This window comes from Superficieibacter sp. HKU1 (genome assembly GCF_029319185.1).
GTDB lineage: Bacteria > Pseudomonadota > Gammaproteobacteria > Enterobacterales > Enterobacteriaceae > Superficieibacter.
Map to the genome: position 1 here is coordinate 1,084,097 of NZ_CP119754.1, position 19,571 is coordinate 1,103,667.

At 52.1% G+C, this 19,571-nt stretch carries 13 protein-coding genes, 3 tRNA genes, 3 rRNA genes and 1 pseudogene; 10 read left to right on the forward strand and 10 right to left on the reverse strand.

Annotated elements, in window-relative coordinates:
* Positions 1–318 precede the first annotated feature (318 nt).
* The 5 genes from P0H77_RS05210 (at position 319) to P0H77_RS05230 (ending at position 5,454) form a co-directional block, all read left to right on the forward strand.
* Positions 319–1,860: ribosomal RNA gene (locus P0H77_RS05210) — 16S ribosomal RNA — on the forward strand.
* A gap of 87 nt (positions 1,861–1,947) precedes the next feature.
* Positions 1,948–2,022: transfer RNA gene (locus P0H77_RS05215), tRNA-Glu, on the forward strand.
* Between the two features lie 185 nt (positions 2,023–2,207).
* Positions 2,208–5,113, forward strand: a 23S ribosomal RNA gene (locus P0H77_RS05220).
* Positions 5,114–5,207: 94 nt separating this feature from the next.
* Positions 5,208–5,323, forward strand: a 5S ribosomal RNA gene (gene rrf / locus P0H77_RS05225).
* Together the 16S, 23S and 5S rRNA genes with 2 tRNA genes alongside form the textbook arrangement of a ribosomal RNA operon.
* Before the next feature lie 54 nt (positions 5,324–5,377).
* Positions 5,378–5,454 (forward strand) — tRNA-Asp (locus tag P0H77_RS05230).
* Positions 5,455–5,525: 71 nt separating this feature from the next.
* Here the strand turns inward: P0H77_RS05230 and yafC are convergent.
* Positions 5,526–6,410 (reverse strand): DNA-binding transcriptional regulator YafC, encoded by an 885-nt coding sequence (gene yafC / locus P0H77_RS05235; RefSeq protein WP_276163877.1) that lies wholly within the window; start codon positions 6,408–6,410, stop codon positions 5,526–5,528.
* Between the two features lie 229 nt (positions 6,411–6,639).
* Between yafC and P0H77_RS05240 the strand changes: the two genes are divergently transcribed.
* Both P0H77_RS05240 and P0H77_RS05245 read left to right on the forward strand, forming a co-directional pair.
* On the forward strand, positions 6,640–7,440 hold the full coding sequence (locus tag P0H77_RS05240; protein ID WP_176918697.1) for an endonuclease/exonuclease/phosphatase family protein: 801 nt from the start codon (positions 6,640–6,642) through the stop codon (positions 7,438–7,440).
* Positions 7,441–7,513: 73 nt separating this feature from the next.
* Positions 7,514–8,284: a class I SAM-dependent methyltransferase gene (locus P0H77_RS05245; protein ID WP_276163878.1), complete on the forward strand. Its 771-nt coding sequence runs from the start codon at positions 7,514–7,516 to the stop codon at positions 8,282–8,284.
* A gap of 47 nt (positions 8,285–8,331) precedes the next feature.
* Here the strand turns inward: P0H77_RS05245 and mltD are convergent, their stop codons facing one another.
* A complete protein-coding gene (mltD, locus tag P0H77_RS05250; RefSeq protein WP_276163879.1) occupies positions 8,332–9,699 on the reverse strand; it encodes a murein transglycosylase D in 1,368 nt (455 codons plus the stop codon).
* A 70-nt stretch (positions 9,700–9,769) separates the two neighbouring features.
* Positions 9,770–10,525, reverse strand: a complete 756-nt coding sequence (gene gloB, locus P0H77_RS05255) for a hydroxyacylglutathione hydrolase (RefSeq protein WP_276163880.1) — start codon at positions 10,523–10,525, stop codon at positions 9,770–9,772.
* A 32-nt stretch (positions 10,526–10,557) separates the two neighbouring features.
* Between gloB and P0H77_RS05260 the strand changes: the two genes are divergently transcribed.
* A complete protein-coding gene (locus P0H77_RS05260) occupies positions 10,558–11,274 on the forward strand; it encodes a class I SAM-dependent methyltransferase (protein WP_276163881.1) in 717 nt (238 codons plus the stop codon).
* 2 nt (positions 11,275–11,276) lie between these two features.
* Here P0H77_RS05260 and rnhA read toward each other — a convergent pair.
* A pseudogene (gene rnhA, locus P0H77_RS05265) lies at positions 11,277–11,850 on the reverse strand (ribonuclease HI).
* Here rnhA and dnaQ point away from each other — a divergent pair.
* Together dnaQ and P0H77_RS05275 are read left to right on the forward strand one after the other, a co-directional pair.
* A complete protein-coding gene (gene dnaQ, locus P0H77_RS05270; RefSeq protein ID WP_276163882.1) occupies positions 11,798–12,526 on the forward strand; it encodes a DNA polymerase III subunit epsilon in 729 nt (242 codons plus the stop codon). The pseudogene rnhA and the gene dnaQ sit on opposite strands and share 53 nt — an antisense overlap.
* A 130-nt stretch (positions 12,527–12,656) precedes the next feature.
* Positions 12,657–12,733 (forward strand) — tRNA-Asp (locus P0H77_RS05275).
* A gap of 605 nt (positions 12,734–13,338) precedes the next feature.
* On the opposite strand, the gene P0H77_RS05280 is transcribed toward P0H77_RS05275, so the two are convergent.
* The 6 genes from P0H77_RS05280 to tagK are packed head-to-tail and all read right to left on the reverse strand — an operon-like array spanning position 13,339 to position 19,503.
* A complete protein-coding gene (locus tag P0H77_RS05280) occupies positions 13,339–14,394 on the reverse strand; it encodes an ImpA family type VI secretion system protein (RefSeq protein WP_276163883.1) in 1,056 nt (351 codons plus the stop codon).
* Positions 14,395–14,404: 10 nt separating this feature from the next.
* Complete coding sequence (gene tssG / locus P0H77_RS05285; RefSeq protein ID WP_276163884.1) at positions 14,405–15,400, reverse strand: type VI secretion system baseplate subunit TssG; 996 nt, start codon at positions 15,398–15,400, stop codon at positions 14,405–14,407.
* Entirely contained in the window at positions 15,397–17,280 is a 1,884-nt protein-coding gene (tssF, locus tag P0H77_RS05290) for a type VI secretion system baseplate subunit TssF (protein ID WP_276163885.1), read from the reverse strand. The genes tssG and tssF overlap by 4 nt, the downstream gene beginning before the upstream one ends.
* Before the next feature lie 15 nt (positions 17,281–17,295).
* A complete protein-coding gene (gene tssE / locus P0H77_RS05295; RefSeq protein ID WP_276163886.1) occupies positions 17,296–17,790 on the reverse strand; it encodes a type VI secretion system baseplate subunit TssE in 495 nt (164 codons plus the stop codon).
* The gene (locus P0H77_RS05300) at positions 17,787–18,611 is read right to left on the reverse strand and encodes a type VI secretion system accessory protein TagJ (RefSeq protein WP_276163887.1); all 825 of its coding nucleotides are present in this window, start codon (positions 18,609–18,611) and stop codon (positions 17,787–17,789) included. Before P0H77_RS05300 ends, tssE begins: the two co-directional genes overlap by 4 nt.
* Positions 18,598–19,503 (reverse strand): type VI secretion system-associated protein TagK, encoded by a 906-nt coding sequence (tagK, locus tag P0H77_RS05305; RefSeq protein WP_276163888.1) that lies wholly within the window; start codon positions 19,501–19,503, stop codon positions 18,598–18,600. The genes P0H77_RS05300 and tagK overlap by 14 nt, the downstream gene beginning before the upstream one ends.
* Positions 19,504–19,571 lie beyond the last annotated feature (68 nt).

Genomic DNA, 19,571 nt, shown 5'->3' on the forward strand with positions numbered 1-19,571 from the left:
TGTCATACGGCGCGAACTCCCTATAATGCGCCTCCATCGACACGGCGGATGTGAATCACTTCACACAAACAGCCGGGCCGGTTGAAGAGAAAAATCCTGAAATTTAGGGTTGACTCTGAAAGAGGAAAGCGTAATATACGCCACCTCGCGACGGTGAGCTGTAAGCCGCGTCGCAACTGCTCTTTAACAATTTATCAGACAATCTGTGTGGGCACTCGAAGATACGGATTCTTAAATGCCGAAAGGCAAAAAGAAATACCAAGTCTCAGAGTGAACACGTAATTCATTACGAAGTTTAATTCTTTGAGCATCAAACTTAAATTGAAGAGTTTGATCATGGCTCAGATTGAACGCTGGCGGCAGGCCTAACACATGCAAGTCGAACGGTAACAGGAAGCAGCTTGCTGCTTCGCTGACGAGTGGCGGACGGGTGAGTAATGTCTGGGAAACTGCCTGATGGAGGGGGATAACTACTGGAAACGGTAGCTAATACCGCATAACGTCTTCGGACCAAAGAGGGGGACCTTCGGGCCTCTTGCCATCGGATGTGCCCAGATGGGATTAGCTGGTTGGTGGGGTAACGGCTCACCAAGGCGACGATCCCTAGCTGGTCTGAGAGGATGACCAGCCACACTGGAACTGAGACACGGTCCAGACTCCTACGGGAGGCAGCAGTGGGGAATATTGCACAATGGGCGCAAGCCTGATGCAGCCATGCCGCGTGTATGAAGAAGGCCTTCGGGTTGTAAAGTACTTTCAGCGGGGAGGAAGGCGATGTGGTTAATAACCACGTTGATTGACGTTACCCGCAGAAGAAGCACCGGCTAACTCCGTGCCAGCAGCCGCGGTAATACGGAGGGTGCAAGCGTTAATCGGAATTACTGGGCGTAAAGCGCACGCAGGCGGTCTGACAAGTCGGATGTGAAATCCCCGGGCTCAACCCGGGAACTGCATTCGAAACTGTCAGACTGGAGTCTTGTAGAGGGGGGTAGAATTCCAGGTGTAGCGGTGAAATGCGTAGAGATCTGGAGGAATACCGGTGGCGAAGGCGGCCCCCTGGACAAAGACTGACGCTCAGGTGCGAAAGCGTGGGGAGCAAACAGGATTAGATACCCTGGTAGTCCACGCCGTAAACGATGTCGACTTGGAGGTTGTGCCCTTGAGGCGTGGCTTCCGGAGCTAACGCGTTAAGTCGACCGCCTGGGGAGTACGGCCGCAAGGTTAAAACTCAAATGAATTGACGGGGGCCCGCACAAGCGGTGGAGCATGTGGTTTAATTCGATGCAACGCGAAGAACCTTACCTGGTCTTGACATCCACGGAAGAATCCAGAGATGGATTTGTGCCTTCGGGAACCGTGAGACAGGTGCTGCATGGCTGTCGTCAGCTCGTGTTGTGAAATGTTGGGTTAAGTCCCGCAACGAGCGCAACCCTTATCCTTTGTTGCCAGCGGTCCGGCCGGGAACTCAAAGGAGACTGCCAGTGATAAACTGGAGGAAGGTGGGGATGACGTCAAGTCATCATGGCCCTTACGACCAGGGCTACACACGTGCTACAATGGCATATACAAAGAGAAGCGACCTCGCGAGAGCAAGCGGACCTCATAAAGTATGTCGTAGTCCGGATCGGAGTCTGCAACTCGACTCCGTGAAGTCGGAATCGCTAGTAATCGTGGATCAGAATGCCACGGTGAATACGTTCCCGGGCCTTGTACACACCGCCCGTCACACCATGGGAGTGGGTTGCAAAAGAAGTAGGTAGCTTAACCTTCGGGAGGGCGCTTACCACTTTGTGATTCATGACTGGGGTGAAGTCGTAACAAGGTAACCGTAGGGGAACCTGCGGTTGGATCACCTCCTTACCTTAAAGAACCTGCCTTTGAAGTGCTCACACAGATTGTCTGATGAAAAGTAACGAGCAAGACGGCTGCGAAGTCGCGACACTCCGTGTCCCCTTCGTCTAGCGGTTAGGACTCCGCCCTTTCACGGCGGCAACAGGGGTTCGAATCCCCTAGGGGACGCCACTTGCTGGCTGTGGGTGAAAGGCACAACCAAACGTATCTCAAAACTGACTCACGAGTCATGTTTGAGATATTTGCTCTTTAAAAATCTGGATCAAGCTGAAAATTGAAAAACACTGAACAACGCGAGTTGTTCGTGGGTCTCTCAAATTTTCGCAACACTGAAGTGAAACAGCTTCGGGTTGTGAGGTTAAGCGACTAAGCGTACACGGTGGATGCCCTGGCAGTCAGAGGCGATGAAGGGCGTGCTAATCTGCGATAAGCGCCGGTAAGGTGATATGAACCGTTATACCCGGCGATACCCGAATGGGGAAACCCAGTGCAATCCGTTGCACTATCATGTCATGAATACATAGTGGCATGAGGCGAACCGGGGGAACTGAAACATCTAAGTACCCCGAGGAAAAGAAATCAACCGAGATTCCCCCAGTAGCGGCGAGCGAACGGGGAGGAGCCCGGAGTCTGAATCAGCGTGTGTGGTAGTGGAACGGTCTGGAAAGTCCGGCGGTACAGGGTGATAGTCCCGTACACAAAATCACACGCACTGTGAACTCGAAGAGTAGGGCGGGACACGTGGTATCCTGTCTGAATATGGGGGGACCATCCTCCAAGGCTAAATACTCCTGACTGACCGATAGTGAACCAGTACCGTGAGGGAAAGGCGAAAAGAACCCCGGCGAGGGGAGTGAAAAAGAACCTGAAACCGTGTACGTACAAGCAGTGGGAGCCTCCTTGTGGGGTGACTGCGTACCTTTTGTATAATGGGTCAGCGACTTATATTCTGTAGCAAGGTTAACCGTATAGGGGAGCCGGAGGGAAACCGAGTCTTAATTGGGCGTTAAGTTGCAGGGTATAGACCCGAAACCCGGTGATCTAGCCATGGGCAGGTTGAAGGTTGGGTAACACTAACTGGAGGACCGAACCGACTAATGTTGAAAAATTAGCGGATGACCTGTGGCTGGGGGTGAAAGGCCAATCAAACCGGGAGATAGCTGGTTCTCCCCGAAAGCTATTTAGGTAGCGCCTCGTGAACTCATCTTCGGGGGTAGAGCACTGTTTCGGCCAGGGGGTCATCCCGACTTACCGATCCGATGCAAACTGCGAATACCGAAGAATGTTATCACGGGAGACACACGGCGGGTGCTAACGTCCGTCGTGAAGAGGGAAACAACCCAGACCGCCAGCTAAGGTCCCAAAGTCATGGTTAAGTGGGAAACGATGTGGGAAGGCCCAGACAGCCAGGATGTTGGCTTAGAAGCAGCCATCATTTAAAGAAAGCGTAATAGCTCACTGGTCGAGTCGGCCTGCGCGGAAGATGTAACGGGGCTAAACCATGCACCGAAGCTGCGGCAGCGACGCTTATGCGTTGTTGGGTAGGGGAGCGTTCTGTAAGCCGTTGAAGGTGGCCTGTGAGGGCTGCTGGAGGTATCAGAAGTGCGAATGCTGACATAAGTAACGATAATGCGGGTGAAAAACCCGCACGCCGGAAGACCAAGGGTTCCTGTCCAACGTTAATCGGGGCAGGGTGAGTCGACCCCTAAGGCGAGGCCGAAAGGCGTAGTCGATGGGAAACGGGTTAATATTCCCGTACTTGGTGTTACTGCGAAGGGGGGACGGAGAAGGCTATGTCGGCCGGGCGACGGTTGTCCCGGTTTAAGCGTGAAGGTGGTGCGACCAGGTAAATCCGGTTGCGCATTAACACTGAGGCGTGATGACGAGGCACTACGGTGCTGAAGTGACAAATGCCCTGCTTCCAGGAAAAGCCTCTAAGCATCAGGTAACACGAAATCGTACCCCAAACCGACACAGGTGGTCAGGTAGAGAATACCAAGGCGCTTGAGAGAACCCGGGTGAAGGAACTAGGCAAAATGGTGCCGTAACTTCGGGAGAAGGCACGCTGGTGCGTAGGTGAAGTGACTTGCTCACGGAGCTGAAACCAGTCGAAGATACCAGCTGGCTGCAACTGTTTATTAAAAACACAGCACTGTGCAAACACGAAAGTGGACGTATACGGTGTGACGCCTGCCCGGTGCCGGAAGGTTAATTGATGGGGTTATCGCAAGAGAAGCTCCTGATCGAAGCCCCGGTAAACGGCGGCCGTAACTATAACGGTCCTAAGGTAGCGAAATTCCTTGTCGGGTAAGTTCCGACCTGCACGAATGGCGTAATGATGGCCAGGCTGTCTCCACCCGGGACTCAGTGAAATTGAACTCGCTGTGAAGATGCAGTGTACCCGCGGCAAGACGGAAAGACCCCGTGAACCTTTACTATAGCTTGACACTGAACACTGGTCCTTGATGTGTAGGATAGGTGGGAGGCTTTGAAGTGTGGACGCCAGTCTGCATGGAGCCGTCCTTGAAATACCACCCTTTAATGGCTGGTGTTCTAACGTGGGCCCGTAATCCGGGTTGCGGACAGTGTCTGGTGGGTAGTTTGACTGGGGCGGTCTCCTCCTAAAGCGTAACGGAGGAGCACGAAGGTCAGCTAATCCTGGTCGGACATCAGGAGGTTAGTGCAATGGCATAAGCTGGCTTGACTGCGAGCGTGACGGCGCGAGCAGGTGCGAAAGCAGGTCATAGTGATCCGGTGGTTCTGAATGGAAGGGCCATCGCTCAACGGATAAAAGGTACTCCGGGGATAACAGGCTGATACCGCCCAAGAGTTCATATCGACGGCGGTGTTTGGCACCTCGATGTCGGCTCATCACATCCTGGGGCTGAAGTAGGTCCCAAGGGTATGGCTGTTCGCCATTTAAAGTGGTACGCGAGCTGGGTTTAGAACGTCGTGAGACAGTTCGGTCCCTATCTGCCGTGGGCGCTGGAGAACTGAGGGGGGCTGCTCCTAGTACGAGAGGACCGGAGTGGACGCATCACTGGTGTTCGGGTTGTCATGCCAATGGCACTGCCCGGTAGCTAAATGCGGAAGAGATAAGTGCTGAAAGCATCTAAGCACGAAACTTGCCCCGAGATGAGTTCTCCCTGAGACTTTAAGTCTCCTGAAGGAACGTTGAAGACGACGACGTTGATAGGCCGGGTGTGTAAGCGCAGCGATGCGTTGAGCTAACCGGTACTAATGAACCGTGAGGCTTAACCTTACAACGCCGAAGCTGTTTTGGCGGATTTGAGAGAGATTTTCAGCCTGAACCAGATTAATCAGTGTGCGGAATGCACCCTGATAAACAGAATTTGCCTGGCGGCAACAGCGCGGTGGTCCCACCTGACCCCATGCCGAACTCAGAAGTGAAACGCCGTAGCGCCGATGGTAGTGTGGGGTCTCCCCATGCGAGAGTAGGGAACTGCCAGGCATCAAATTAGCAGTAAACCGGAGTGACATCCGGTCAGTGACAAAGAAATTCGGTGGAGCGGTAGTTCAGTCGGTTAGAATACCTGCCTGTCACGCAGGGGGTCGCGGGTTCGAGTCCCGTCCGTTCCGCCACTTATTAAGAGCCCTGAGTATTTACTCAGGGTTTTTTTTTGCTTTATCCCATCTGTGCTTTAACATTTCCACTAACGATTTTGCTCGCTAAGAAAATCGATAAACGCTCTGATCCTCGCACTCACCGCTCTGTCACTGTAGTAGACAGCATTAAGTGGCATTTCAACAGGAACTCGCTTATCTGCCAGTAGTTCTACCAGTTCCCCGCGCTCAATCTCTTTATCAATCATATAGTCAGACAAACATGCAACACCATTGCCGCTGAGACAAAGTTGTTTAAGCGTCTCGCCGCTATTAGAAGAGATGCCGCAAACAATTTCATAGAGCTGTGCATCACAACAGTAAATGGGCCATGTATTCAACGAACCAGGCTCGGTAAAACCCAGGCAGACATGCTGTTTGAGTTCTTCAACGGTCTCTGGTTTCCCGTGACGAGAGATATAGTCCGGCGAGGCAATAATCTTACGGTAACTGGTCATTAACGGCCGGGCGCGCAGGCTGGAATCAGTCAGAATACCGGCGCGGATAGCGACATCCACTTTACGCTCGATCAAATTGATAAACGTTTCTGAAGAAACCAGTGAAAGTGTGACGTCCGGATAACGTTCGCGGAAAGGTTTAACCAACGGCATCAAATAATGCAAAAGCACGGGCGTAGCTGCATCTATACGCAACAGGCCGCGTGGCGAATGATGTGTCTCAATAATCTCATTTTCGGCTGCTGTCATTTCCTGTAAAACAACCTGTACGCGCCTGAAGTAGCGTTCTCCCTCTTCAGTCAGACTGAGCTGGCGGGTAGTCCGGTTTAACAGGCTTACACCAAGCTTTGCTTCCAGCTTCTTAACCGTCCGGCTGATTGCTGAGTTTGCCAGACAAAGTTGTTCAGCGGCACGGCTAAAGCTTCCGCTTTCTACAACCGCCACAAATGTCGCGATTTCATCAGATGTTGCTTTCATTATTGCCCCAAGCGCAAAGCTATACGGTTATTCTGGCGATCTTTGTTATTTAAACATTAATGCTTATCGCAGACTATAAGCGTTATGTAATGCGTCATGAGGAATCTTTTGTTTACCAAACTCATCAATCTTTCTGTCGGTTAGCGTTGAAAGTATGCGCTAAAATCCCTATAACAGTAGGAGTTGTTCGTTTTCCGGACCGGGTTGTAATTGAGGTGTAATGCCAAAAGTGCGAAAAAATACTTATGCAATGCGTTATGTCGCCGGACAGCCTGCGGAGCGAATTTTGCCGCCGGGATCGTTTGCGAGTATCGGCCAGGCATTGCCAGCAGGCGCACCGCTTAGCAGTGAAGAAAAGATCCGGGTCTTAGTCTGGAACATTTTTAAGCAACAGCGCGCGGAGTGGCAGTCCGTACTGCAAAACTTTGGTAAAGACGCCCATCTGGTATTACTCCAGGAAGCGCAAACAACGCCCGAACTCATCCGATTTGCGACCTCAAACTACCTTGCTGCCGACCAAGTGCCGGCATTCGTTTTGCCTCAGCATCCCTCAGGCGTGATGACGCTCTCTGCTGCACACCCGGTCTACTGCTGCCCGTTGCGGGAGCGTGAGCCGCTGTTACGACTGTCTAAATCGGCTCTGGTAACGGTTTATCCGCTGCCGGATGGCCGGTTATTAATGGTTGTGAACGTTCACGCGGTCAACTTTAGTCTGGGCGTGGATGTTTACAGTAAACAATTGCTGCCGATTGGCGATCAAATTGCGCATCACAGCGGCCCGGTGATTATGGCTGGAGACTTCAATGCCTGGAGCCGTCAGCGTATGAACGCGCTCTATCGCTTTTCCCGGGAAATGTCGCTGCGCCAGGTTCGATTTACCGATGACCAGCGTCGTCGTGCCTTTGGACGTCCTCTGGATTTTATTTTCTATCGTGGTTTAAACGTCGGGGAAGCATCCGTTCTGGTGACCCGCGCTTCCGATCATAATCCACTACTCGTTGAATTCACGCCCGGCAAACCTGATAGATAAAGGATGTCAGGTCTGCCGTCGGGCAGACCTGTGATGGTGCTGCCCTTTACTCTCACTCATAAAAGGACACATCATGACAACCACTACCCACCACGATCATATCAATAAACAATTTAGCTCGCAGGCCGGGGCCTATCTGACCAGCGCCGTCCATGCCTCCGGTCGCGATTTGCAACAGTTGGCTGAGCGTCTTGCTGCTCTGCCGCATGCTGAAGTGCTGGATCTGGGCTGTGGAGCAGGGCACGCCAGTTTTGCCGCCGCCAGTCAGGTCGCTCAGGTCACTGCTTATGATTTATCAGCAAGTATGCTGGAAGTAGTTGCCGGGGCTGCACAAGAAAAAGGGCTGTATAATATTACGACCCAACAGGGCTATGCAGAACGCTTGCCTTTTGATGATGAGCGCTTTGATGTGGTGATCAGCCGCTATTCTGCCCATCACTGGCATGATGTCGGGCAGGCGCTGCGGGAAGCAAAACGAGTTTTAAAACCGGGCGGCGTCTTGATTATTATGGATGTCATGTCTCCTGGCCACCCGGTACGGGATATCTGGTTACAAACCGTTGAGGCGCTGCGGGATACATCGCACGTCAGAAATTACGCCAGCGGAGAATGGCTGGCGTTGGCGAATGAGGTTGGGTTTATCACGGATCGGCTGACAACTGACCGTCTGCCGCTGGAGTTCTCATCCTGGATTGCGCGGATGCGTACCCCGCAGTCATTGAGCGACGCCATTCGCCTGTATCAGGAGAGTGCTTCCCGGGAGGTAAAAAACTATTTTGAACTGCAGGACGATGGATCATTTACCAGCGACACCATCATGTTTGAAGCTCATAAAGCAGTCTGAATAAAAAAGGCACCGGGGGAAACGGTGCCTTTTTTGACGTTCTGTCATCAGGAATCTGGTGTAGCACTATTTTTCACGAACAGCGTTAACCGATCTCCAGGCTGCAGATTATCCGTATCGCTATTCCAGCGCATCACATCTTTGATGTTTACGCCGTGATGCCTTGCAATGCTGGCGAGGGAATCACCTTTGCGCACACGATAGGTAATACTGTCGTCATTGTTGGCCAGACGCTGTGCGCTACTACCAGCACCCACCGTCAGGTTTTGACCAACTTTCAGACCTGCACCACGTAGATTATTCCACTGCTGCAAATCTTTGGACGTTACGCCAAGACGTGAAGCGATGCCTGAGAGCGTATCGCCTGAGCGCACCTTATAGCTGCGGCTGGTGAGTGGTGCATTGTCAGCTAACAGGCCTGGCTGAACGGCTGCAATTTCACCTGAAGCCAACGACTCGCGTAGCTGATTAGCATGCTTCTGCGGCACCATCACATACTGCGGACCGCTGGCACCGAGGGTCGACCCTTTAACGCCTGCGTTAAACGTCTTCAGCTTAGTGACAGAGATACCCGCCATATCAGCCAGCTGCGCCATTTCAACCGGACTATTCAGGCGTACTCTTGCCAACGCACGACTTTCGTCAGTGCCAGGCAGGACAACACCATACCGTTTGCTGTTTTTGAGAATATCACTCAGGGCCAGCATCTTAGGCACGTAAATCTTCGTTTCCTGTGGCAATGAGAGCGACCAAAAGTCCGTGGGTAAACCGCGGGCTTTATTCGCTTTGATTGCCTTCATGACCCGACCTTCGCCGCTGTTATAGGCCGCAACGGTTAACAACCAGTCGCCGTCAAACATGCGGTTAAGACGCTGCATCATGTCCAGTGCGGCCGTTGTTGAGGCCACAACATCACGACGCGCATCATAATTGCGGGTCTGTTTCAAACCGTAATTGCGCCCGGTGCTCGGTATGATTTGCCAAATGCCTGCAGCATTGGCACCAGACGTTGCATGCGGGTTAAAAGCGCTCTCCACTATGGGTAGTAATACTAGTTCCATTGGCATGTTACGTTTCTTAACTTGCCCGGCTATCCAGTACATATACGGCTCTGCCCGTAAAGTTACATCGTGGAGATAGCTCTTGTTCTGTAAATACTTCTGTTTCTGATTGCGAATCCGGCTGTTTTCCGGAATCCCCATCTTTAGCTCGTCGCCGATAAAAGCCCACAAGTCCTGATCCTGCGCAGAGAATGTTCCATCGTCCATCCACCTTGCTTGACTGGTAAACTTACCTGCTTCCCCTTGACTAGCCGCAGAAAGGCTCTGTGCATGCTGCGTGACGTTGCTATCGTGCTGAGACGCCTGGCAACCCACAAGCAGGACAGAGGCGAGTAATATCGCTTTTGCCTTCATGTGTGTGTCAATAGTTGCTTAAAAGACGACCGATCATAAAGGTGAAGCTGGCAAAACACAAGTCCGAATGTCAGAAATTATCTTTCTTTGCCCTTAACCAGGCAAAACGCTCTTCAGGTTGTTGCAAATTTGTTTCTTCTGAAATTACTTTAATTAAATCAATGTCATCAGTTCGTAAAAATAAATTTATCTGACGCTCATTTTTCAGAATAACCGGAAGTGTCATCTGTTTCTTCGCACGTAACCCCTTAACTTTAAGGTAATAATCATTTATGAACGAATCGTGCGGAAGGATACTTTTAGCGAACTCCATATTTGATAAAGTATATTCATGTGCGCAACAAATAACCGTATTTTCAGGTAAAGCGTTAATCTTTTGAAAGGATTGGTACATTTGTGCTGGAGTGCCTTCGAACAGGCGTCCGCAACCGCCAGAAAACAGGGTGTCACCACAAAAAAGATAAGGATTACTGAAGAAGCAAACGTGGCCTGCGGTATGTCCAGGCGTAGCAAAAATAGTAAATTCGCTGCCCAAAACAGAGATTTTATCGCCGTCATTAACAAGCCTGGTGGTGCCTTTATTTAGCGTCTCTTGTGGCCCATATACCACTATATCCGGGTAATGCTGGACGAGTTCCTTCACGCCCCCCGTATGATCGTTATGATGATGCGTCAAAAAGATTGCCGCTGGCTGCCACTTATTTTGCGCCAGAGCGTCCAGAACCGGACGGGCTTCTCCGGGATCCACAATGATACAGCGATCGTCATCGTCGCTTAATATCCAGATGTAGTTGTCCTGAAATGCGGGAATACTGTTAAGATTCATAATGACCTCATAAAGCGAAGCGGAAGAGTGTGATGAAACCGGCAAGGATTTCCCAGACAGCGCCATCCCCAACTCGCTGGAGCGAACTGCCCCGGGGGGAATATTATCGTGAGGCTCTGGAGCATCAGCTTAAACCCTGGCTGGCAAAAATGTATGGATTTCATTTGCTTAAAGTCGGCAATTTGAGCGCCGAAATCAATACCGATGCATGCGCCATCTCCCATCAGGTTAATGTCTCGTTAAGTGGCGAACCTATGCAGGTAAAAGCCGATCCTTTGCATCTGCCGTTTGCTGAAAAGTCGGTGGATGCCTGCCTGTTAGCACATACGCTACCCTGGTGTCAGGATCCTCACCAATTACTCCGCGAAGCCGATCGCGTTTTAATCGATGATGGCTGGCTTATCATCACAGGCTTTAATCCGTTAAGCCTGATGGGATTGCGTAAGCTTGTGCCGTTTATGCGAAAAAGGCCGCCGTCAAATAGCCGTATGTTTACCCTGATGCGCCAGATGGACTGGTTAACGCTACTTAATTTTGAAGTAATGCATTATAGCCGCTTTCAGGTTTTACCGTGGACGCGGCAGGGCGGGAAATTACTGAGTACGCATCTTCCCGCGCTGGGATGTCTGCAGGTCATTGTGGCCCGTAAACGCACCATACCACTTACCCTGAATCCCATGAAGCAGAGTAAAGCTAAGCGGCCGTTAAGGCAGGCCGTAGGCGCTACCAGGCAATATCGTAAGCCCTGAGGTCAGGCATCAGGCTGATAGCCGATGTCCTCCTGGGTCGGATGCGACGCCGCCGTACGCGCCAGTTCGTCGCAGCGTTCATTCTCGGGGTGACCGGCATGCCCTTTCACCCATTCCCAGCGGATTTGATGCTGTCCGAGCGCGGCATCAAGTCGCTTCCAGAGATCGACATTTTTAACCGGCTTCTTTTCTGCCGTCTTCCAGCCGCGTTTTTTCCAGTTGTGGATCCACTGGGTAATCCCCTGACGGACATACTGACTATCGGTGCTCAGAACCACTTCACAATGTTCTTTTAAGGCTTCCAGCGCCACGATTGCCGCCATCAGCTCCATACGATTATTGGTAGTTAAACGATAGCCTTCGCTAAAGGTTTTTTCAGCCTGTTGATAGCGTAGAATAGCGCCATAGCCGCCCGGTCCTGGATTGCCGAGGCAAGAACCATCGGTGAAAACTTCTACCTTTTTTAGCATCTCTGGTAGACTTCCTGTGATTAAAAACGACAAGTCTGACACAAATGAACGATATGAGCACTGCTATTACACGACAGATCGTCCTCGATACCGAAACAACCGGTATGAACCAAATTGGCGTTCATTATGAAGGCCATAAGATCATTGAAATCGGTGCCGTTGAAGTAATCAACCGCCGTCTGACCGGTAATAACTTTCATGTCTATCTGAAGCCAGACCGGCTGGTGGATCCGGAAGCGTTCGGCGTTCACGGTATTGCCGATGAGTTTTTGCTTGATAAGCCCACCTTCGCCGACGTTGCGGATGAGTTCCTTGATTATATTCGCGGCGCTGAACTGGTCATTCATAACGCATCGTTTGATATCGGTTTTATGGATTATGAATTCAGTAAGCTGAATCGCGGGATCCCAAAAACAGATACGTTTTGTAAAGTGACCGACAGCCTGGCGCTGGCGAGGAGAATGTTCCCTGGCAAGCGTAATAGCCTGGACGCGCTATGCTCACGCTATGAAATAGATAACAGTAAGCGAACTCTGCACGGGGCGCTGCTCGATTCCCAGATCCTCGCCGATGTTTACCTGATGATGACCGGCGGTCAGACCTCCATAGCCTTCGCCATGGAAGGAGAGAGCAAGCAGCAGGTCGATACCGGTATTCAACGTATCGTTCGTGCGGCCAGCAAGTTACGGGTTATTTCTGCCAGTGATGAAGAACAGTTAGCGCACGAATCACGTCTGGATTTAGTGCAGAAAAAAGGCGGCAGTTGTCTCTGGCGCGCCTGATAAATATGAAAATGCTGATTAAAACGCCGTCCGGGCGATTTTTGCAGCAAACAATTCAAAACGTGAGAAAAACCGTTGACGATCTGAAAGGCACACCGTACTATTCGCAACGTTCCCAAGGGAACACAGCGGAGCGGTAGTTCAGTCGGTTAGAATACCTGCCTGTCACGCAGGGGGTCGCGGGTTCGAGTCCCGTCCGTTCCGCCAAATTATTTGTTTTTTGGTGTAAGTGTGTTTTTTATTTGTTAGAGATATCACCCAGTTAGACCGAAAAATCTTCCCGATACGTATATGGTTTTCTCTACGTATTTGGTGTAAAAGTGGTTCAAAGTAGGGGCTGTCCAGTTCTATAAAGGAGCGGCCCCAATGGTATTAACCAAACCACAAATCCGCTCGTTAAACTCCCTCAACTAATCTCACAAAGTCACCATTTCTGGTGGTTTATATATCCTTGTTAAAACTAGTGGTGCAAAACCTTAGTATCTCCGGCATCGCTTTGGCGGTAAAGAAACCTGTATCGCTTTTTGGTGAATATTCTGCGGTCACCTTTACCGCACCGCCCGAGGGAAGTACGAGGAAGACCGTCGAATGCTGGCCGAAAACGACAGAAAGCAGCGCCAGATATTGTCATATATCAGATACCACTGCTGTTTTACCGCTGACATCATTCACCAGCGGTGTGTAACATTGACAATAATGGTAGAGCAAATAGCACCGTAACAGTAATAATGTTCCAAATATCGTTATCGCCAGACCAGCCCGACATCATCAGTGCATATTACAGATGGCTATGTTCAGTCATACGAATTCTGTTACTCTGATGGGTCCCATTTCTCCAGTAACTCTACCGGAATTTCATTGATTACTTCCGAAAATCGTTTTCCAACCAATCGCTCCGCTTGGCGCAACAGTGGGATTGTGGGGCTACTTGGCTCACTGCTTTCAAACCAGCGGCGGATGATCTTCAGGCGTTCAAGCGCATCGTTGCGGTCACGGATATTTTCCGGTATTGCTTTTGTTAACACTGGTAAAGTTGCGGGCGTATTTACAGGGGCAATATCTTTCGTCAGCGTCGGGGGAAGGTTGACGGCAGTCGTGGTCTCCGGGGCCGACGTCTGTATTTGTGGTGGCGAAACTTCTATTGTTGTCGCTTTTACCCTGTCAGGTAAAAGCGACAACAATTGCTTCAAACGGGAGAAATCAGGCGCGAAATCGCGCAATGTGTCGTTCGCCCATTGTTGGAGATGTTCGATGCTCTCTGCGGCCTGGCGAAATGCGGCTAATGGCAGCAGCCCTCTCGCTTCCAGATCGGCCAGTTGCTGGCTTACAGACTCCGGGGAGAGCGCATCGGCAGGATGTGGCGCTGACAGGGCCCGCTCTACATCTCTTACCTGCAGCCGCATGGCAGCATTGTTCGACAATATGATACTACGGATGTCCGCCATTACTCCTTCATGATCCAGCAATGCTGCTAGCGCGTTGCTGCGGGCCACAATCGCATCTTCTGCGCTTTCAGTGGAGATGTCTTCATCGATAAGAAGTTGTGGGTGTAGCGTAGCGGAATATACCGTACACAGTTTTTCCAGCAGTAAAAATGCTTCTGCAAGTCCCTGGGCTCCAGCTAATTGCGTGCGGCAACGCAATAACAGGATCAGCACACGTATATCTTTACTGCGGGCGAGCAGGCGGCGCGCATCGCGTTCAATTTCCTGCCAGTTAACGGTTTCCGGCGTACTAACAAAATCACCATATTGTGCCTCCGCCTGGGGGGCGGCGCGATTGAACAGTAGCAGGTATTCCGGGTCGTACTCTAGATCGATGCCGCAGGGCTGTTCAGCGCTTACCGGTTCGGTCAGGGACATGTCCATATAATTGCTCTCAGTAGGTTAAGTCGTGTTCAGGTTCAAAAATCATACCGGTAACCGGGCGGTCATGCATGGCTCTGCCTGCCCAAGTTGTCCAGCCAAGCTGCTGCGCACCGCCGATCACCGCAGGTGGCGCGACGTGAGGTTTAAGCTGGAGTTCGATTTCCCAGCAATATTCGAAACCGATAAATGTGCGTACCAACTCAGTCAGCGCAGGCAGATTGTTGCCGCCGGGAAGAAAGCGAAGGTAATCTTCCAGCGTGAGCGGGCCGATAACCAGCCGGAATTTGTACTGCATATCTGGTACAGCCTGACCAATAAGCGCACCATAACCAATTACTGAGGACTGCGTTGGTGCACCCAGGCGGGTAATTTCATCGTCTGCCACGGCTATCCAGTGCAGGGCGAATTCTTTTACCGCAAAAGGTACACTGAAATAGTGTGCCAGGGTGGCAGCTAGCCCGTCAGGATTGCGGGATTCGCGCACCAGATGGGCGGAGGCGGCCAGGCGGACATGATCTGACAGTGGACTTCCGGCGCTCTCCCGCAGATCCTGTCCGCTGAGGCTGGCAATATAAAATGCGAAACGGTCATATTCCGGTTTGTCCAGCCCGCCACCAGCAGACTGGCCGCTGCGCCATGCCTGCCAGAACTGTGTCAGCCAGCGGTGGTGAAAAATATTGGAAAAATGAACCAGTGTCGGATCGTGGCGGCTCTCTGAGCGATTCAGCGCCAGCTCCGTATAGTGCAGCGGTAGGGGGCCGTTCGGTCCCCACAATCCGAGGCTGTACAGACTCAGATGCAGACGCCCGTCCTGCCAGGTGATCTGCGCGATTTCCCGTGGCGCAAAGGTCATCGTCGGCGTCTGTCCCAGACGAAATTTTTCCATCCTTGGCTGCCAGATACTTCCTGACGGAGCATCACAGAGCTGCGCATCCACACGCCGCATCAGATTCAGGAATCCGTAACGCCAGGGGGTTTTCTGTGCCTGATCAAGCGCACCAGTCATACGTTCCCTCTTTGTCCGGTTCTTACCGGCCAGGTCATGATTTTCCCGCGCTGCATGGAGTGCAGCGTCATCTGCGAAAACGTGTTAATGGAAACATGACGGGCGATATAGTGTTCCAGCACCAGTCCGAATAGATAAGGACTGATGCCGGAAAATCCTTCCTCATCCACAGTCAGCTCGCAACTGACGCCCCGCCCGTAAACCAGCAGAGCCGAACCGGGGAGGCGGCGGGTCACTGGGGTGGTCTGGCAGCCAATCAGACTGCGTACCTGGCGTGACTGTGGACTGTCATGGAGTGGAATAAACAGGTTCAGCAAGTCGCGTAGCGCCTGACCGCCAGTACGGTGATCCAGATCGGCCAGCGGCAAATAGTTAAACGATAACTGCCGGATCAACCGCCAGGCCATTTCGCGTTCAGCCAGTGGCGGCTGCGGTGGGCGGGGAGGTTTGATAAGACCAACACTTGCGACAGGAATAGCGGCGTCCACAGTCAGGTCATCCCGGCCATTGCGCGGGAGCAGACAGGGCAAATCGCGATTTGTTACCATCGCCGTGACAGTGATATGACGCAGATTTTCAGGGTATGGCGCTTCGTGCTGATCGACCAGAGACAGAAAAACCTCCGAGCCGGTGTAGGGCGTACGGGTGCCATAGCGGCGGGCGTTTTCCGAAGACCGGCGGGGCTCGCGGCGCAGTGAGAAATAACGACCGTGATTGCCTTCATCGTTATTTCGTGTGTGGTACAGCGGACGGAAAGTCATCTTCCGTGTGGTGTTCGCTTCCAGCCCTTCCACTTCCTGAACGGAAAACACTTCGTAATCCAGCGGACGGGTACGATCTACTACCAAATGCTGTTCCGTCACACTGTGAGTGACTTCGATTCGGGTGGTTGTGCGAGGAAATAGATTAATCACTGGCGTACAGAACAGGCTGAATTGTGTGGCATCCGTTTGGTGAATAAGCCAGTCCGGCGGCAGATGGTTGAGTAGTACAACAATCTCCGCCACGTTACCCTTCACTTTTTGCAGTCCGGTAGATAGGCCGGTCGGGGTGAAAAAATAAAACCGTTCCGGGCAGGCGAAAAATTCATGCAACAGATTATGGCCATGAAACACATTCCAGGTCAGCGGCAGCAGTCCCTGGCCAGGCTCCAGTCCTTCGTGTCTCACTGGCTGCTTCAGGTTCACATTCAGCTCACCGTCAAAGTGGCCGGGTTCTCCGGCCAGCGTGGCGACGGCGCTGGTATGCAACAGTTCAAACAGATGCGACGCAATACGCTCTTCACCACAGAGGTAAAAGGAGAGTTTATCCGGTCCTGCAAGCTCGCTGAAGGTCAGCTCCCCGAAGGTTCGCAGGGTGATGCGCAGCGCCCCGGCGACATGAATATTGGGCGGTAGATAGCGGTGCAGGGCTGGCATATCCGGTGGCGCGGCAGTCAGACGCACCTCTTCTATGGACAGCGGCCACAACGTGACCTCCTGACTGCTGCGAAACTGACAGGCGGTATTTTCGCCTTCCGGGACAGGGGAAACGAATGTGGTATTGCGCGGCACGGTGAAGCCTTTCGCCAGATCGCCTTCCTGCTTGTCGGGATACAGCTTTGCCACCGCCATCGACGGCGTGGGCGTGACATAATTGGGACTAATGACTTCCAGCAACCGCTGCGTAAAGCGGGGAAACTCGGCGTCAATTTTTAGCTGGGTGCGTGCGGTCAGGAAGCTGAATGCTTCGATCATGCGTTCCACATACGGGTCAGCGATACTGTTTCCCTGTATCCCCAGCCGGGCGGCAATTTTGGGGTGGAGAGCGGCGAACTCAGCGCCTGTTTCCCGCAGATAACTCAACTCGCGGTTGTAATACTCCAGTAGCCGTGGATCCATGAATAATGCCTTGTATTAAAAGAACGTAATGCGGTTCTGTTCCATGTCCAGCGCACTGCGCACCAGAAACTCCGTGGGATACGGCTGCGTCAGAATTTGTCCGCGAATTTCAAACTGTAGCGTGTTGTGGGTACCCTGCCGGGTTTCATCCAGTAACGGCGTGACCTGAAGCGTGGAGGCTTTCAGCCGGGGTTCGAAACGGATGATGGCGCGCCGGATCGCCTGGCTGATGTCGTCCCATTTGTGCTCATACATAAAACTGCCCGCCAGCGGCGGCAATCCATAGTTAAGTACCGACGCTGCCGCCTGTGGATAGCGACAGGCATCAATGTCATCCTCATGGCTGATAGTATTGAGCAGGAAAGAGAGATCCCGGCGAATGATCTCCTTCAGTTGCACTGGCGTAACGCTGATATCTCTGTCAAGTTTCTGATACGGGGCATTGTCGCACAGTCGGTCAAACAGTGTGGGGAGCAGGTGGTTAGCCGGGGTAAAGCGGGTGGTGCTCATGCGCCATCGCCTTCCTGTGCGTAAAAGGTACAGTGGGTCATGTCCAGCAGACTGATATCCCCGTGACTGGTAAGCCACACTTTCTGTCCCAGCGCCCGCACGGTGGTTTCGCCGGGACCGTCCTGCCAGATGGTTTCCCTGCACAGACGCAGGGCGTCGGACGCGCTTTCCGAACCACTGTAGCGGGTAAATAACCAGGCACCGTGCGTATCACCATTCACTAGCGTGATATTAACCGGCTTCCAGAGCAGATCGGTCAGACGTGCTGGCGACGGTGATTCCAGCGAGCGGATTTGTGAAAACGGCAGCCAGATATATACGCCGCCAGTAATCAGTTCAAGTACCGGACCGAGACGGGAGTCGCTGTCGCTCACCCAGTCAAATGTACCCCCGTTCCACTGCCCGCGGGTATCCGTTATGGCTTCCAGTGCGGTGTTACGGTGTTCATCGGATTGGTGGATATCACCGTTACTGCCGAGCGCCGCGAGTAATGACTCCACCCAGACAGGCTGCGGCAGAAGAAAACCCGGCTGCTGCTCGCCCTGAAAAACGGTATGACGGAACATTTCGCAACGAACCAGTTCCCGATACAATCGGGCCTCCTGGCTATAATTTGCATCCATCCTGGCGCATAGCTGAAGTTGGTGTAGCGCCCGTGCCCAGTCACCGGCCACACACAATAACTGGAAAAGACTGTGGCGGCAGAGCGCTTTCGCCGGATTTTCCCGTATCTGCTGCTCCGCCATCTGAATTCCCTCCGCAATGGAATGTTCCTGTATCAGGGCGGACAGAGTGGTAGGAAGCGTATCAGTTTTTTTCATGAGAGGTGTCTCCATTTTTCTGCGCAGGGGTGATTCGGTAGTGGCTATCGATGCCGATAATACGATGCTCGCGGCGGGTCAGTTCGGGCAATATGCTATTGTGCGCGGCCCTTAATGCCTGCTCCGGAGAGAGCAGATGTAGGATCTCTGGCAGTGATTCGGTCGTTAGCCAGGCTATTTCACCTTCACCGGTGGCGTCCAGCGAGTCCAGAATGGCATCAATCCCAGGCGCACCCGCTACCATATCTTGTAAGGTATCGTTTTCAGTTTTCCAATCGTATAGCCATGTCAGATCCTGAGCTTGCATATCTTCATTCAGGGGCAATGGCTCCGCCCGGAGGCGTCTTTCCTGTTCGGGGGACAATAATGCTTGTTGATATTCCTGATAAAGCTGGAGTAGCGGGTTATCAGCTTCCTGGCCTGCGTAAGAGGGCGCGGTCTCGCGGACGGGGATAATATCAAACGGATTTTGTGGATTGATCTGCTGCTGTCTAAACCAGTCCAGATCCAGATATTCAGCAACAGATTCAGGCAACCGGGTTGGCAGAGACTCCTGCACATCGGGTGGTGATTTTTCACCGGCGCGGACAAGACGCCAGGAAGACAGACCCCATTCAATCGTATCTCCATCATTCAGTCGCATACGGTGGTGAGGTTCCATCACTTGTTCATTGACGGCGCAACACAACTCATCAGAGTGATTGACTATCCACCAGGCCTCTTCGTGGCGAAGAAGGCTGAGGGCGATATCATCTTGTTTATGCTGCTCAAAATCAGGGGTATAGGGAGCAGCGGTAGTAAAAATAATATGCGCTCCGGCAGGGTACTGTGTGTCATCAGCAATACCCTGCGCCTGGATTTTTTGCAGTATCCATGCTTTTTCTTGTTTCATTACGTTATTTAAATCTTTTTCTCATATGAATGCGATATTTATCAGTACTTAACAGATGCATTTTTTTA